This window comes from Paraburkholderia sp. SIMBA_054 (assembly GCF_046534875.1).
GTDB lineage: Bacteria > Pseudomonadota > Gammaproteobacteria > Burkholderiales > Burkholderiaceae > Paraburkholderia > Paraburkholderia hospita.
Window position 1 is genome coordinate 42,002 of sequence record NZ_JAWRXV010000036.1, and the last position, 15,326, is coordinate 57,327.

At 64.2% G+C, this 15,326-nt stretch carries 13 protein-coding genes; 12 read left to right on the plus strand and 1 reads right to left on the minus strand.

The features are described 5' to 3' along the window. The first annotated feature begins 7 nt into the window (after nt 1-7). The 11 genes from SB822_RS34575 (at nt 8) to SB822_RS34625 (ending at nt 12,787) form a co-directional block, all read left to right on the plus strand. Nucleotides 8-640 carry a TetR/AcrR family transcriptional regulator gene (locus SB822_RS34575; protein ID WP_007577530.1) on the plus strand — a complete coding sequence of 211 codons (633 nt, stop codon included), beginning with the start codon at nt 8-10 and terminating at the stop codon, nt 638-640. An 83-nt stretch (nt 641-723) separates the two neighbouring features. Then, nucleotides 724-1,635: a LysR family transcriptional regulator gene (locus SB822_RS34580; RefSeq protein WP_007577528.1), complete on the plus strand. Its 912-nt coding sequence runs from the start codon at nt 724-726 to the stop codon at nt 1,633-1,635. Between the two features lie 217 nt (nt 1,636-1,852). Further along, nucleotides 1,853-3,973: a 3-hydroxyacyl-CoA dehydrogenase NAD-binding domain-containing protein gene (locus SB822_RS34585; RefSeq protein ID WP_410856704.1), complete on the plus strand. Its 2,121-nt coding sequence runs from the start codon at nt 1,853-1,855 to the stop codon at nt 3,971-3,973. A gap of 38 nt (nt 3,974-4,011) precedes the next feature. After that, a complete protein-coding gene (locus tag SB822_RS34590) occupies nt 4,012-5,193 on the plus strand; it encodes an acetyl-CoA C-acyltransferase (protein ID WP_410856705.1) in 1,182 nt (393 codons plus the stop codon). A 13-nt stretch (nt 5,194-5,206) separates the two neighbouring features. Beyond that, nucleotides 5,207-6,415, plus strand: coding sequence for an acyl-CoA dehydrogenase family protein (locus SB822_RS34595; RefSeq protein WP_086914871.1), 1,209 nt, complete (start codon nt 5,207-5,209; stop codon nt 6,413-6,415). 10 nt (nt 6,416-6,425) lie between these two features. Further along, nucleotides 6,426-7,556, plus strand: coding sequence for an acyl-CoA dehydrogenase family protein (locus tag SB822_RS34600; RefSeq protein ID WP_114223554.1), 1,131 nt, complete (start codon nt 6,426-6,428; stop codon nt 7,554-7,556). A 4-nt stretch (nt 7,557-7,560) separates the two neighbouring features. Beyond that, on the plus strand, nt 7,561-8,373 hold the full coding sequence (locus tag SB822_RS34605; RefSeq protein WP_007577518.1) for an oxepin-CoA hydrolase, alternative type: 813 nt from the start codon (nt 7,561-7,563) through the stop codon (nt 8,371-8,373). A gap of 43 nt (nt 8,374-8,416) precedes the next feature. Further along, complete coding sequence (locus SB822_RS34610) at nt 8,417-9,625, plus strand: CaiB/BaiF CoA transferase family protein (protein ID WP_410856706.1); 1,209 nt, start codon at nt 8,417-8,419, stop codon at nt 9,623-9,625. Between the two features lie 36 nt (nt 9,626-9,661). Further along, nucleotides 9,662-10,648 (plus strand): NAD(P)H-dependent flavin oxidoreductase, encoded by a 987-nt coding sequence (locus SB822_RS34615; protein ID WP_410856707.1) that lies wholly within the window; start codon nt 9,662-9,664, stop codon nt 10,646-10,648. 132 nt (nt 10,649-10,780) lie between these two features. Continuing rightward, nucleotides 10,781-11,098 carry a DUF485 domain-containing protein gene (locus SB822_RS34620; RefSeq protein ID WP_007740362.1) on the plus strand — a complete coding sequence of 106 codons (318 nt, stop codon included), beginning with the start codon at nt 10,781-10,783 and terminating at the stop codon, nt 11,096-11,098. Next, nucleotides 11,099-12,787, plus strand: coding sequence for a cation acetate symporter (locus SB822_RS34625; RefSeq protein ID WP_410856708.1), 1,689 nt, complete (start codon nt 11,099-11,101; stop codon nt 12,785-12,787). Nucleotides 12,788-12,828: 41 nt separating this feature from the next. Here SB822_RS34625 and SB822_RS34630 read toward each other — a convergent pair whose 3' ends face one another. After that, nucleotides 12,829-13,725, minus strand: coding sequence for a LysR family transcriptional regulator (locus SB822_RS34630; RefSeq protein WP_410856709.1), 897 nt, complete (start codon nt 13,723-13,725; stop codon nt 12,829-12,831). A gap of 154 nt (nt 13,726-13,879) precedes the next feature. Here SB822_RS34630 and SB822_RS34635 point away from each other — a divergent pair, with 154 nt between their 5' ends. Further along, nucleotides 13,880-15,280, plus strand: a complete 1,401-nt coding sequence (locus SB822_RS34635; protein WP_410856710.1) for an MFS transporter — start codon at nt 13,880-13,882, stop codon at nt 15,278-15,280. Nucleotides 15,281-15,326 lie beyond the last annotated feature (46 nt).

The window sequence follows — 15,326 nt, forward strand, 5'->3', positions numbered from 1 at the left end:
AGGGGACATGGAGCCGGCCAGCTACGGCGAAACCAAAGGACGCGGCAGACCAAGAGCATTTGAGCGCGAGGTGGCGCTCAGGCGCGCGATGGACCTTTTCTGGGAAAAGGGCTTCGATATGTGCTCGATGTCGGATCTCGTCGAAGCAATGGGCGTCAACTCGCCGAGCATCTACGCGGCGTTCGGCAACAAGGAAAGCCTGTATCGCGAGGCGGTCGAGCTATACGTCCAGGCCGAAGGCGGCGCGGCGCTAAGGAACTTCGAATCGCGCGCGACGTTGCGCGAAAGCCTCGAAGCCATGTTCGACGCAAGCATCGAGCTTTTCACGGGCGGACAGCGTTCCCGTGGATGCATGATTTTTCTCGGCGGCGCGGGGATTGGCGCAGAGCACGTCGAACTGCGAAACTTCCTTCAGGCGTTGCGGCTAAAGGTGGCTCGAACCGTCGAAAAGCGCTTGAAGAAGGCCGTCGAACAAGGGGAACTCGTGCCTGACGCGGACGCTGCGGCGCTTGCTACATTGTGCATGTCGGTTTTTTCCGGCCTGTCCGTCCAGGCCGCCGACGGCGCCAGCAAACGCAAGCTGCACGCCGGGGTTGCGCAGTTGCTGGCGATGATTCCTTTTCGCCCAGCGTCGCATTGAGCTAAAGCCAGTTTGTAGGCGATGAGCGAACGGGTGAGCGCTATCCTGACGGATTGCCAGGTAATCACACGCATTATCGAACCATGGACCTGAACCTGATCGGCCTGTTTGTCGAGATCGTCGAATCGCGCAGTCTTAGCGCCGCCGCGCGCAAGCTCGGCATGACGCGCGCAAACATCAGCCAGCGGCTCAAGCTGCTGGAACGCGAAACGGGCGCGCAATTGCTGCGCCGCTCGACCCGAAGCCTCGAACTGACGCAAGCGGGACATACGCTATACGATTGCGGCCAGCGCATGCTGGAAGACCTGCGCACGGCTCGCGCATCGATTGACAGCCTCGGGCACACCTTGAGCGGCCGTGTCCGCATCAGCGTGCCGACCGGCTTCGGCAGAATGTTTCTCGGCGAACGACTGCTCGAGTTCGCACGCATGCATCCGGGCATTTCGCTCAATGTCACGTTCAACAACCGGATCGAAGACCTGATCGCCGCTGAAGTCGACGTCGCGTTGAGGATCACGGCGACACCGCCGCTGGATTACGTGGCGCGCAACATCTGCTCGATTGACTGGAACCTGTATGCGTCGGCTGAGTACGTCGAAAAGCACGGTCCAATCAACTGCCCCGGCGACCTCGAAAAGCAGACGCTGGTCGCGTCGCCCTATCCGGCACGGCGGGTCACGATGACGCTCACACATCGACAGGACGAGTCGGACGTCCACGTGATCGCGATTCAGCCTGCGCTGCAGTCTTCGGACTATCCGTTTCTGACCGAGGCGGTGTGCCAGGGCATGGGCATCGGGCTGTTGCCGGCCTATGTGCCGCACGCGCCGATGAGCCGTGGATTGCTGCGGATCCTGCCGGATTTCCGTGTGGCCGGCTTGCAGAACACGTTGTATATCGTGACCCTTCCGAACCGCTATCCGTCGCCGGCGACGCAAGCCCTGATCGACTACCTGCGAGCCGAAATCCTGTTGCTCGCGCAAGCCTGGAACTAGGGCGGGCGTTTCCGCTCCGCACCACGCTCAGGCTATCTCCGTCCTACAAACCCGCTAGCCCGGCATCGAACTTCAGTGGCGAATCATCTCGCCCCGCAGGACGTTGTCGCGGTCACTGTCAATTTTCAGTTAACAGTTCGTCAACTGCCAGTTAGATTGTCAACGCGTCTCCCGCATTTAACAATCAACCCACACGAAATACATGGAGACGCGGGCAATGACACCCGAACAGACCGGACACGCTGTCAGGCGTGAGCTGTGCAACCGCATTCTCGTCGTAACCGTCGATAAGCCACCCGTCAACGCGCTTGGCGCGAACGTGCGGCGCCAACTACGCGACGCTATCCAGGCCGCCGAAAAAGATCCGGACGTCGACGCCGTGTTGCTGGTTGGCGCGGGCCGCAACTTCATTGGTGGCGCGGATATCCGGGAGTTCGGCAAGCCGCCGCTACCGCCGTCGCTGCCCGAGGTTTGCAACACGATTGAAGCATGCCGCAAGCCGGTTGTAGCGGCCATTCACGGCGCTGCACTCGGCGGCGGCCTCGAGGTCGCACTCGCTGCGCATTTCCGGATCGCGCTCGGCGCTGCCAGACTCGGCTTGCCCGAGGTGACGCTCGGCTTGCTGCTGGGCGCAGGCGGCACGCAGCGTGCGCCACGTCTTGTCGGCGCGAAGGCCGCGCTGGATCTGATGTTGAGCGGCCGTCATGTCGGCGCAAAAGAGGCTCACGCGCTTGGCCTCGTCGACCTCGTCGGCGAAACCGACGACGTGCTGGCCGAAGGTCTCGCCTATGTGCAGGCCTTGCTCGACGCGCAGGCTCCTGTCCGCCGGACCCGCGACGCCGACGGACTGGCGGACCGCGCGGCAAGCCGAGCCGCCATCGAAGCCGCGCGCGCCGAATCGTCGAAGAAATCCCACGGGCTGTTCTCGCCGCTAAAGATCGTCGATGCGGTGCAAGCGGCGCTCGAACTGCCTTTCGACGATGGCCTGCGCCACGAACGCCAACTGTTTCTCCAATGCCTCGACAGCCCGCAGCGAGCGGGTTTGATTCACGCGTTCCTCGCCGAGCGCGAGGTGTTGAAAGCTCCCGAAACGCGAAACGCAAAGCCGCGCAAGATCGCGAGCGTCGGCGTAGTGGGCGGCGGCACGATGGGCGCGGGCATCGCGGTGGCGGTACTGGATGCGGGCCTGCCCGTGACGATGGTCGAACGTGACGATGTATCGCTTGCGCGCGGCCTTGCGCATATCGAGAAGGTCTACGACAACCTGATCGCGAAGGGTCGCATGACGCCGGAGGCCAAGGCAGCCGTCCTCGCGCGCTGGAACGGCAGCACGTCCTACGACGCCCTCGGCACGGCCGATCTCGTGATCGAAGCCGTATTCGAAGAGATGACCGTCAAGCATGCCGTGTTCGCCAAGCTCGACCGGGTCTGCAAGCCGGGCGCCGTGCTCGCGACCAACACCTCGTATCTCGACATCGACGCCATTGCCGCAAGCGTGTCGCGTCCTGGCGATGTCGTGGGCCTGCACTTCTTCTCGCCCGCCAACATCATGAAGCTGCTCGAAGTCGTGGTGCCCGCGCAGGTCAGCGCCGACGTGGTCGCCACCGCGTTCGATCTGGCGAAGAAGCTGCGCAAGGTGCCGGTGCGGGCGGGCGTATGCGACGGCTTCATCGGCAATCGCGTGCTGGCGATCTATCGCGCGGCCGCCGACCACATGATGGAAGACGGCGCGTCGCCGTATCAGATCGACCGCGCGGTCCGTGCGTTCGGCTTTCCGATGGGACCGTTCCAGGTGGCGGACCTCGCGGGCGGCGACATCGGTTGGGCGACGCGCAAGCGCCGCGCCGCCACGCGCGATCCGCAGCAGCGCTATGTGCAGATCGCCGACCGCATCTGCGAGCGCGGCTGGTTCGGCCAGAAGACGGGGCGCGGCTACTACGTGTATGCCGACGGCGCGCGCACCGGCAAGCCTGACCCGGAAGTCGAGTCGATCATCGATGCCGAGCGCGAGCGTGCCGGCGTTACGCCGCGCGCGTTCTCCGATGAAGAAATCATGCGGCGCTACATGGCGGCCATGATCAACGAAGGCGCGAACGTCGTGCATCAGCGCATCGCGCTGCGTCCGCTCGATGTGGACGTGACGTTCCTCTACGGCTACGGCTTTCCGCGCCGTCGCGGCGGACCGATGCAGTACGCCGATACGGTTGGCCTCGACAAGGTGCTCGCCGACATCCGCGAGTTTGCGCAACAGGACCCGGTGTTCTGGCAGCCGTCGCCACTGATCGTCGATCTCGTCGAGCGCGGCGCCACGCTGGCGAGCCTCAACCACGCCGCCTGATCCGTTCAACCCCTCATCCCCTTTTGCAGATTCAGACCATGCGAGAAGCCGTTATCGTCTCCACCGCGCGCACGCCGCTGACCAAAGCGCATCGCGGCGAATTCAACATCACACCAGGTCCCACGCTTGCGTCGTTTGCCGTGCGGGCCGCCGTGGAGCGCTCGGGCATCGACCCGGAACTGATCGAGGACGCGATCCTCGGCTGTGGCTATCCCGAAGGCATCACGGGCCGCAACGTCGCGCGCCAGACCGTGATCCGCGCCGGCTTGCCGCTGTCGATCGCGGGCACGACCGTCAACCGCTTCTGCGCGTCGGGACTGCAGGCCATCGCGATGGCGGCAGGACGCATCGTCGTCGACGGTGCGCCCGCCATGATCGCGGGCGGCGTCGAAAGCATCTCCGGGATCCGGACGCGCGAAGACGGCGTGAGCGGGCTCGACCCGTGGATCGTCGAGCGCAAGCCCGCGCTCTACATGGCGATGATCGACACGGGCGACATCGTGGCGCAGCGCTACGGCATCAGCCGCGAAGCGCAGGACCGTTTCTCCGTCGAAAGCCAGCGCCGCACGACGGAAGCGCAACTTGCCGGCCGCTACGCCGACGAGATCGTGCCTGTCACCACCACGATGGCCGTGACCGACAAGGAGATGGGCGCCGTCAGCCAGCGCGAGGTCACGGTGTCCGCCGACAACTGCAATCGCCCCGGCACGACGTACGAGGCACTCGCGAAGCTCGCGCCCATCAAGGGCGTGGACAAATTCGTCACAGCGGGCAACGCCTCGCAGAACGGCGATGGCGCCTCCGCCTGTGTGATGGTGGAAGCGAAGACCGCCGAGCGCGCGAACCTCGTTCCCCTCGGCGCGTTTCGCGGCCTCGCGGTCGCGGGCTGCGAACCGGACGAAATGGGCATCGGTCCCGCGCTTGCCGTACCGAAGCTGCTCGCGCGCCACGGACTCACGATCGACGACGTCGGTCTGTGGGAACTCAACGAAGCATTTGCATCGCAGGCGATCTACTGCCAGCAACGCCTCGGTATTCCCGCCGAGCGGCTCAACGTCAATGGCGGCGCGATCTCGATCGGCCATCCGTTCGGTATGACGGGAGCGCGCCTCGCGGGGCACGTCCTCATCGAGGGCCGCCGGCGCGGCGTGAAGTACGCGGTCGTCACGATGTGCATTGCCGGCGGCATGGGTGCCGCTGGCCTGTTCGAAATCTATTGAGAGAAACGAGATCATGGATCTGAACTTCACCCCCGAGGAGGAAGCCTTTCGCGAGCGCGTCGTGCGCTTCCTGAAAGAAAAACTGCCTGCGAGACTTTCCAGCAAGGTCCGCAACGGCTTGCACCTCACACGCGCGGACATGATCGAGTGGCACGCGATCCTGAACGAACAGGGCTGGCTCGCGAATCATTGGCCGGAACAGTACGGCGGCCCAGGCTGGAACGCCGTGCAGAAGTTCATCTTCGAGAACGAATGCGCGCTGGCGGCCGCGCCGCGCATCGTGCCGTTCGGCGTGAACATGCTCGGACCCGTGCTCATCAAGTACGGCAGCGAAGCGCAGAAGCGCTATTGGCTGCCGCGCATTCTCGAAGGCGCCGACTGGTGGTGCCAGGGCTATTCGGAGCCGGGTTCGGGTTCCGATCTCGCGTCGGTGAAGACGAGCGCGGTGCGCGGCATCGACGACGAAGGCGAGCACTACATCGTCAACGGCCAGAAGACGTGGACCACGCTCGGCCAGCACGCGAACATGATCTTCTGCCTCGTGCGCACCGCAACCGATGTGCGCAAGCAGGAAGGCATCAGTTTTCTGCTGGTGGACATGAACTCGCCAGGCGTCGAAGTGCGTCCGATCATCACGCTCGAAGGCGAGCACGAGATCAACGAAGTGTTCTTCACCGATGTGCGCGTACCCGTCGCCAATCTCGTCGGCGAGGAGAACAAGGGCTGGACGGTCGCGAAGTATCTGCTGACGTATGAGCGCACGAACATTGCGGGCGTGGGCTTCTCGGTCGCGGCGCTGGCGCGCTTGCGCCGGATCGCGGCGAAGGTCACGCGCAACGGCCGGCCGCTCGCCGACGATCCGTACTTCGCGGCACGCCTCGCACGCGTCGAGATCGACCTCGAAAACATGAAGACCACGAACCTGCGCGTGATCGCGGCCGTCGCGGGCGGCGGCGTGCCGGGCGCGGAAAGCTCGATGCTCAAGATTCGCGGCACGGAGATTCGCCAGGAGCTTTCGTCGCTGACGCGCCGCGCGATGGGACCGCATGCGCAGCCGTTCATCGAGGAAGCGCTGCACGAAGGCCATGACGAAGCGCCCGTCGGCCCCGAGGGCGCCGCGAGCGCCGCCGCGCTCTACTTCAACAACCGCAAGCTGTCGATCTTCGGCGGCTCCAATGAAATCCAGAAGAACATCATCTCGAAGATGATCCTGGGACTTTGAGAGGATCACGATGAATTTCCAGCATACCGAAGACCGCCGCATGCTGGCGGATACGCTGAACCGCTTCGTGCATCAGGAATATGGCTTCGCGACGCGCGATGCGCTCGCGCGCAGCGACTCGGGCTTTAGCCGCGAACTGTGGGTCCGCTTTGCGGAACTGGGCGTGGTCGGCGCGCTCTTCCAGGAGGCCGATGGCGGCTTCGGCGGAGAGGGCTTCGATATCGCCGTCGTCTTCGAAAGCCTTGGGCGCGGCCTCGTGGTCGAGCCATTTCTCGGCGCGCTGGTGGTGGGGCGCGCGCTGGCCAGTGCCGGCAGCGGCGTGCAAAAAGCGCTCATTGCGAGCCTGATCGAAGGCCACGCGGTTGCGGCGCTCGCCCACGACGAACCCAGCTCGCATTACGAACTGAGCAAGGTGACGACGCGCGCCGTGCACGGCTCGAACGGCTGGGTGCTGACGGGCGCGAAATCGGTCGTGCAGCAGGGCGCCGAGGCTGACTTCTTCCTCGTCTCCGCACGCACGAGCGGCGCTGCCGACGCCGAGGATGGCATCTCGCTCTTTGTCGTCCCGCGCGACGCGGTGGGCGTCAGCGTGCGTGGCTACGGGAAGATCGATGGCGGACGGGCCGCCGAAGTCTGTCTGAACGAAGTGTGCCTTCCCGACACCGCTTTGCTTGGCGAACGGGACGCAGGCTTCGCGACGCTCGAACGCAGCATCGGCGCCGGCGTGCTCGCGTTGTGCGCGGAAGCGCTGGGTGCGATGGATGTCGCGAAGGAGCACACGCTCGAGTATCTACGCACGCGCAAGCAGTTCGGCGTCGCGATCGGCAGCTTCCAGGCGCTGCAGCATCGCATGGCCGATCTGCTGCTCGAAATCGAGCAGGCCCGCTCAGCCGTCATCAACGCTGCCGCAGCGTTCGGCGCAGCGCGCGTCGAGCGCGAGCGTGTGTTGTCGGCGGCGAAGGTCACGATCGGGCGCATCGGCGCGCTCGTTGCCGAAGAGTGCATCCAGATGCACGGCGGCATCGGCATGACGTGGGAACTGCCGCTTGCGCACTTCGCGAAGCGCCTTGTGATGATCGACCATCAACTCGGTGACGAAGATCACCATCTCGAACGCTTTATCACATTGGGCCGGAGCTAACACCGTGAATGAACCTATCCTTGCGCGCCGCGACGGCGCGGTGCAAGTGCTGTCCTTTAACAACCCGGCCGCGCGTAACGCGCTCACGTCCGAGGTGTACGAAGCCCTTCCGGCCGCGCTCGCTGAGGCTGGCCGTGATCCCGAGGTTGGCGCGATCGTACTGACGGGTGTAGGCGGCGCGTTTTGCGCAGGCGGCGATCTGAACCGGCTCGCGCAACGTCGCGCGCTGACACCGCCCGAGCGGCGCGCGGGCATCGAAAGTCTGCACGACATGATTCGCGCCATTCGCGATTGCAGCAAACCCGTGATCGCGGCAGTCGAAGGCGCGGCAGCGGGCGCGGGCCTTTCGATCGCGCTGGCGTGCGACATGCTGGCCGCCGCACGAAATGCGTCGTTCTCGGTCGCGTACATCAAGGTCGGCCTCTCGCCCGATGGCGGCGCGACCGCGTTTCTGTCGGGGCTCGTCTCCCGGCAACTGCTGACCGAGTTGTGCCTGACGGGCAGGCCCGTCACGGGTGAGCGCATGCACGCGCTCGGCGTCGCCAATCGTCTCGCCGAGCCGGGCAGCGCGCTGACGGAGGCCATCGCGATGGCGCAGTCGCTCGCGGCCGGTCCGGAACGCGCGATTGCCCGCATCAAACGCTTGTGCCGTCAAGCCGGCGAGAACACGCTCGAAGCGCAACTGGACCTCGAAGCGCAATACATGACGGAGTCGCTCGGCGACGACGAATCCGCCGAAGGCATCGCCGCCTTCTTCGGCAAGCGCCCGGCTGATTTCTCCGCGCTGCGCCGTGTTTCGCCCGTGGATTCGCACTAGACGTGGTGTGCGCGTCACTCTCCCTTGTCACTCCGGATTAGCCATGTCGAACCTGAATTCTTCTCTGCCGCTTGCCGGCGTACGCATTCTCGATCTGTCGCGCGTGCTCGCCGGACCGTGGTGCGCGATGGTGCTCGGCGACCTCGGCGCTGAAATCATCAAGGTCGAGCACCCAAAGCGCGGTGACGACACGCGCGACTGGGGCTTGCGCGTCGGCGCGAGCGAAACGACCTATTTCAACAGCGTCAACCGGAACAAGCGCTCGGTGTGCCTCGACCTGCAGACGCCCGAAGGGCAGCGGCTCGCCCGCGAGCTGGCTCAGCAGAGCGACGTCGTGATCCAGAACTTCAAGTACGGCGGCGCGGAAAAACTCGGCCTCGGCTATGAACAGCTCAGCCAGGGGCGCGAGGATCTCATCTACTGTTCGATCTCCGGCTACGATCGCCGCGGACCGGAAGCGTCACGTCCCGGCTACGACGTGGTCGTGCAGGGCGAGGCGGGACTGATGGCGCTCAACGGAGAAGCCGATCAGCCGCCCCTCAAATTCGGCATCGCCGCCGTCGACCTGTTCACGGGCATGTATTCCGCTCAGGCCGTACTCGCGGCGCTGTTCGAGCGGCAGAAGTCGGGCAAGGGACGCCACATCGAAATGGCGCTCTTCGATTGCGGCCTGATGATCACGTCGTACTGCGGACTCGAGTCGATGCTGATGGGCGACGATCCGCCGCGCTACGGCAATGCGCATCCTTCGATCGTGCCCTACGGCGTGTTCGATGCGGAAGATGGGCCGGTGGTCATCGCGGTCGGCACCAACCGCCAGTACGAGCGTTTCTGTCGCGAAGTGATCGAGCGCCCGGATCTCGTCGACGAAGAACGGTTCCGCACGAACATCGTTCGGGCGGCCAACCGCGAAGCGCTCGTGCCCGAAATCAGGCGCGAGCTCGGCAAGAGAAAACGCCTGGACCTGCTGGAGCGTCTGACTCAGGCGGGCATTCCGTGCGGCGAAGTACTCGGTCTGCACGAGGCGCTCACGTCGAAGCGAGCATCCGAGGGCGGACTCGTGACGACCTACACGCATCCCGAAGCCGGCAGCACGCACGTGCTCGCGCCGCCGTACCGCTTCGACGGCGTACGCCTGCCTGTGCGAAGCGGCCCGCCGAAACTCGGCGAGGGCACGAACGACGTTCTTCAGTCCCTGCTCGGACTGTCCGACGAACAACTTTCACAACTGAAGGCCGAGGGCGTCGTCTGACGCTGCATGTCGCCTTACCGCATGGTGGACTGTTCAATGAGTCAGATCGCTTTTCGAAACACCGTGACCGAGCTGTTCGGCACGCGGCTGCCCATCGTCGCCGGCGGGCTGATGTGGCTCGCCGATGCGGACTATGTCGCCGCCGCGTCGCGTGCCGGCATCATCGGCTTTATTACGGCTGCGAGTTTTCCGGAGCAGCAAGCGTTGCGTGCGGAAATCCGGCGCTGTCGCGAGCTGTGCGAAGGCGGCCCGTTCGGCGTCAACGTCTCGATGCTGCCCAAGCTCGTCCCCGGCGAGAAGACGCGGGAAGTGTTCGAACTGATCGTCGATGAAGGCGTGAAGTTCGTCGAAACGTCGGGGCGCAATCCGGAGGAATTCTTGCCGCTGCTGAAAGAAGCCGGCGTCAAGGTGCTTCACAAGGTGCCCGCCGTGCGGTTTGCAGTCAAGGCGGCTGCGCTCGGCGTCGATGCCGTCGCGATCGTCGGTGCCGAATGCGGCGGACATCCCGGGCTCGATATGGTCGGTTCGTTCGTCAATGCCGCGTGGGCCGAGAGCCAGCTGGACATTCCTTATCTGATCGGCGGCGGCATCGGCCGCGGCTCGCAACTCGCTGCGGCGCTCGCGATGGGCGCTTCCGGTGTGGTTGTCGGCACGCGCTTCGCGGTAGCCGAGGAGATCTGGGCACATGCGGACTACAAGCAACGGCTGGTAGACGCCGGACCGACCGACACCGAGCTGAGCATGCAGTCCTTGCGCAACACCGTGCGGACGCTGCGCAACGAAACTACGGCCGCGGTGAAGGAGATCGAGGCACAGAACCCGGATGTGACGATTCAGGACCTGATGCCGATGGTGGCCGGCAAGATCGGCCGCAATGCCTATGTGACGGGCGACTGGTCGAAGGGACTGCTCTCCGCGGGGCAGTCTCTTGCCTTCGTCGATCGCATCGAACCGCTTGCCGAGATCGTGCGTCGCTTCGAGCGCGACATGTGGCAGGCGATGGGACGACTGCTCGTCGCCTGAACGGGTTCACTCAGCAGGAACATCTGAAACAAGAGCTGCCGAAGCAGCCAGCAAAGCCGTTGTTGCGAATCGTGAAGGCATATTTCATCCGTCATCGAAGACGTCCGCAAATAACTGGGAGGAGACAGTCCCATGCATCAGGTCCACATCGATTCAATCAAGGCGAGCGCCGCGTACCGGCGGCTTATTACGTCACGCCGCCGCTTCAGCTTTACGCTGACGGCGCTGATGGTCGTCATCTTCTACGGCTTTATCCTGTTCGTCGCGCTCGCGCCGCACATGCTGGCCCATCCGCTGTATGCGGGCGCCACGACGAGCGTTGGTGTCGTCGCGGGCGTCGGCATCATCCTGACATCGATCGGGTTGACCGGCTGGTACGTGCTACATGCCAACCGCACGCTCGATCCGTCGATGAGCGCGCTGCTCGCCAGCGTCCGGAAAGGAGACTGAATGATGAAGCACATTCGCTCTCTGTCATGCGCGAGCCTTGCGTCGCTGCCTGCGCTTGCTCACGCTTCCGCCATCGAAGGTCCCGTTCCCGATCACGTCGCGCTGAATCCCGTTGCGATCGGCATGTTCCTGCTGTTCGTGCTCGTGACGCTCGGCATTACGCGCTGGGCGTCACGCAAGACGCGCACGACGAAGGACTTTTATAGCGCGGGTGGCGGCATCTCCGGGTTTCAGAATGGTCTCGCCATTGCCGGGGACTATATGTCGGCGGCTTCGTTCCTGGGCCTATCGGGCATGGTGTTTATGTTCGGCTTCGACGGGCTGATCTATTCGATTGGCTTTCTGGTCGGGTGGCCGTTTGTGATGTTTCTGCTCGCCGAACCGTTACGCAATCTCGGCAAGTTCACCTTCGTCGATGTGGTCGCCTACCGTTTCGAACAAGCGCCGATTCGCCTGCTGACAGCCAGCACGTCGCTCGTCGTCGTGATTTTCTATCTGGTCGTGCAGATGGTCGGAGCGGGTAAGCTGATCCAGTTGCTGTTCGGTTTGCAGTACTGGATCGCGGAAGTGATCGTCGGCGCGCTGATGGTGATCTACGTGTTCTTTGGCGGCATGACGGCGACTACCTGGGTGCAGATCATCAAGGCCGTGCTGCTGCTGTGCGGCGCGACGTTCATGGCCGTCAGCGCGCTTGCGCAATTCGGCTTCAGTCCCGAAGAGATGTTTCGTCGAGCCGTCGATGTTCACCCCGGCGCACTCAGCATCATGGGCCCCGGCAAGCTGCTGAAAGATCCGTTCAATGCGCTTTCGCTCGGCATCGCGCTGATGTTCGGCACGGCGGGCTTCCCGCATATCCTGATGCGCTTCTTCACGGTGCCCAGCGCGAAGGAGGCACGCAAGTCGGTGTTTGTGGCCACCGGCTTCATCGGGTATTTCTATTTGCTGACCTTCATCATCGGCTTCTCGGCAATCGCACTGCTTGCGCAGCATCCCGAGTTCTTCAAGACTGCCGCCGACGGGCATTTCAATCTGACCCATGATCTGCTCGGCGGCTCGAACATGGTCGCCGTCAAGCTGGCGCAGGCAGTGGGCGGCAACCTGTTCTACGGCTTCATCGCGGCCGTGACCTTCGCGACGATACTCGCGGTGGTGGCGGGGCTCACGCTCTCGGGAGCGACCACGGTTTCGCACGATCTCTACGCATGCTGGCTCGCTCGCGGCCATGCAAACGAAGCCCGGGAAATGCGTATGTCGCGGATGGCGACACTGACGTTGAGCGTCATCGCGATCGGACTCGGCATTCTTTTCGAGCACGTCAACGTTGCATTCCTGGTCGGTCTCGTGGCAGCGATAGCGGCAAGTGCAAACTTCCCGGTGCTGGTGTCGTCGATCTTCTGGCGCGGCATGACGACGCGCGGTGCAGTCATGGGCGGCGGTCTCGGACTGATCTCCTCCGTGCTGCTGACGCTGTTTTCGAAATCGTTGTGGGTCGACGTGCTGCATCAGGCACATGCGCTGGTACCGCTCGACAACCCCGCGCTGATTTCAGTGCCGCTCGCATTCGGAGGCATCTGGTTCTTCTCGATGCTGGATCGCGGCGCCCGTGCGCGGCGGGAGCGGGAGGCGTTTGCGCTGCAGGAGTTCTATGGGCAGACGGGACTGTTGTCAGTGAAGGCAGTCGACCATTGAGACAGTTCGGAGGCCACGCAGCGTTTGCGTGCGCCTCGTACTCAAAGCGCGGTCAATGCTTCATGCAATGTCGAGCGAAACTTTTGCACAGCCGGCGACATGTACGTTTTCCTGCGATAGAACAGCCGGATCCTGCTTTCGAAGATCGCTGTTTCGTATGGCAGCGCAACGAGATCGCGGCCCGCATAGGTCTGAAGCATCTGCTCGGTCAGCATCGTGATCAGATCGCTGTTGCGCAGCAAGGACGTTAGCAACGAGATCGACGCGTCGGTTTCGATCATTGCTTGAGGGGGCGCCAGATCATGGTCATCGAAGTAGTGCTCGACGATCTGGCGCAGCCCGTGACCCGGCAGCGGCAACAGCCATTTCGCCGCCTGCAGCATGCGCGGATCGGCGGGCGTACGCGTCAGCGGATGACCTTGCCGCGCCACGATCCGGTAGCGCTGCCTGCCGATCTCGTCCGACTGGAGTTCTTCGTCCTCAACGGTGTCCGGCATGAAGCAAAGCGCGAGGTCCAGTTGCCCGTCCTTCAGTTCGTCGAATAACAGCGCCGACACCTGCACGGAAAGCCGGAAGGAAACGGCGCTCTCACGCGTCGTATAGCCGGCAAGCGTGGGCAGCAGCGCGGATTCCAGCAAGGCGGGCACGACGCCGATGCGGATCTTGCCCACCGACGCGGACTTCGCCGCCGCCATCTCCGCGTAGGTTTGCGCGACGGAGGCGCCTACATCGGCGGCACGCTCGACCAGCACGCGTCCCGCGGCGGTCAGATCGACGCCGCGGCCCTTGCGGTCTACGAGGCGCGTGTCGAACTCGGCTTCGAGCCGCTGCAGGATCTTCGACACAGCGGATTGCGTGAGCCCGGTTTTCTGTGCCACGCGATGCAGATTGCGCGTCTGCGCCAGCACGGAGAATACGTGCAGGTCTTCGATTCTCATCCTGTGTCCGTCAGCCGTTGCCGATGCCCAACTCTAGCGGAAATCCGCACGTCACGGCGCCGGTATTCCCCGCGGGAATCAAACGGCGCCACGCTTTCCGCGCGGCGCGTCGAACAATAGAGTCAACATCTTTTGTTCGAACCGGGAGTGCATCTTGTCCGACGTTTATCACCCAGCCGCGCGTGGCGTCGATGCGCCGATGCCGGCCGGAAACCGCCTCGCGATGGTTGCCGTCATGCTGGCCGTCGCGCTGGCGACGCTCGATACCGCGATCGCAAACACGGCGCTGCCCGCGATCGCCGCCGATCTTCACGCCACGTCAGCCGAGTCGGTTTGGGTCGTCAACGCCTATCAGCTCGCGATGGTTGCGACGATACTGCCGTTCGCCGCGCTAGGCGACGTACTGGGGCACAGGCGCGTCTACATCGGCGGCCTGGCGCTGTTCACGGTTGCATCGCTGGCTTGCGCGGCCGCGCCGACGCTGCCGCTGCTCGCTGCCGCCCGGCTGCTGCAAGGGCTTGGCGGGAGCGCGATCACGAGCGTCAGCATCGCGCTCGTCAGTGCGCTCTATCCGCGACACCAGCTGGGACGCGGCGTCGGCGTCAATGCGCTCGTCGTTGGCGTGTCGGTGGCCGTCGGGCCGACCATTGCGTCGCTGATTCTTTCCACGGCTTCGTGGTCATGGCTCTTCATGATCAACGTGCCGCTTGGGCTGATTGGACTCGCGTTCGCTCTGCCTGCGCTGCCGCGTACGGCCAAAGGCCCGCATCCATTCGATCCCGTTGCGGCCTTGCTGAGCGTGATCACGTTCGCGTCGCTGATTTTCGCGCTTGGTGAAGGCGGGCAACGTGCGCCTGCCGCTCATGTATTCGGCGCGCTTGCACTCGCGTTGGTTTTCGGCGCGTGGCTGATGCGTCGCGAAGCAGGGCGGCTCGCGCCGATGTTGCCCGTGGATCTGCTCAGACGACCCGCCTTCGCGCTGTCGGCGGTGACGGCCGTTTGCGGCTTTGCTGCGCAAGGCTTCGCGTTCGTGTCGCTTCCGTTCTATTTCGAAGACGTGCTGCATCGCAGCCAGATCGAGACGGGTTTTCTCATCACGCCGTGGCCCGTTGTCGTGGCGATCGTGGCGCCCATAGCGGGACGGCTGTCGGACCGGTATCCGCCAGGCGTGCTGGGCGCGACGGGGCTGGCCTGTCTGTGCACGGGACTGGTGTCGCTGGCGCTAATGCCTGCTGATCCGTCCGTGTATGCCATCGCAACGCGAATGGCGCTCTGCGGAGTAGGCTTCGGCTTGTTCCAGTCACCGAACATCAAGGCGCTGATGGCGAGCGCGCCGCATGCGCGTAGCGGCGGGGCGAGCGGTGTCGTCGCGACCTCGCGCCTGATCGGGCAGGCCACGGGCGCCGCACTCGTCGCGTTGTGTTTCGGCGTGGCCGGCCGGCACGGATCGACCCTCGCGCTGGCAGGCGGCGCGATGTTTGCGGGTGTGGGCTGCATCGCTAGCGGATTGCGCCTGCTGGCTAGCTCGCATCGGTTGGGGAGTGCGGGCGAGTGAGCGGAGCACTTACCGCATGCCATTCATCGTTCATCAGAAGGGACGC

Excerpts from the sequence above, each read along its gene's own strand:
- SB822_RS34575 (WP_007577530.1), top strand. The coding sequence starts at position 8 with ATGGAGCCGGCCAGCTACGGCGAAACCAAAGGACGCGGCAGACCAAGA.
- SB822_RS34580 (WP_007577528.1), top strand. The coding sequence starts at position 724 with ATGGACCTGAACCTGATCGGCCTGTTTGTCGAGATCGTCGAATCGCGC.
- SB822_RS34585 (WP_410856704.1), top strand. The coding sequence starts at position 1,853 with ATGACACCCGAACAGACCGGACACGCTGTCAGGCGTGAGCTGTGCAAC.
- SB822_RS34590 (WP_410856705.1), top strand. The coding sequence starts at position 4,012 with ATGCGAGAAGCCGTTATCGTCTCCACCGCGCGCACGCCGCTGACCAAA.
- SB822_RS34595 (WP_086914871.1), top strand. The coding sequence starts at position 5,207 with ATGGATCTGAACTTCACCCCCGAGGAGGAAGCCTTTCGCGAGCGCGTC.
- SB822_RS34600 (WP_114223554.1), top strand. The coding sequence starts at position 6,426 with ATGAATTTCCAGCATACCGAAGACCGCCGCATGCTGGCGGATACGCTG.
- SB822_RS34610 (WP_410856706.1), top strand. The coding sequence starts at position 8,417 with ATGTCGAACCTGAATTCTTCTCTGCCGCTTGCCGGCGTACGCATTCTC.
- SB822_RS34615 (WP_410856707.1), top strand. The coding sequence starts at position 9,662 with ATGAGTCAGATCGCTTTTCGAAACACCGTGACCGAGCTGTTCGGCACG.
- SB822_RS34620 (WP_007740362.1), top strand. The coding sequence starts at position 10,781 with ATGCATCAGGTCCACATCGATTCAATCAAGGCGAGCGCCGCGTACCGG.
- SB822_RS34625 (WP_410856708.1), top strand. The coding sequence starts at position 11,099 with ATGATGAAGCACATTCGCTCTCTGTCATGCGCGAGCCTTGCGTCGCTG.
- SB822_RS34630 (WP_410856709.1), bottom strand. The coding sequence starts at position 13,725 with ATGAGAATCGAAGACCTGCACGTATTCTCCGTGCTGGCGCAGACGCGC.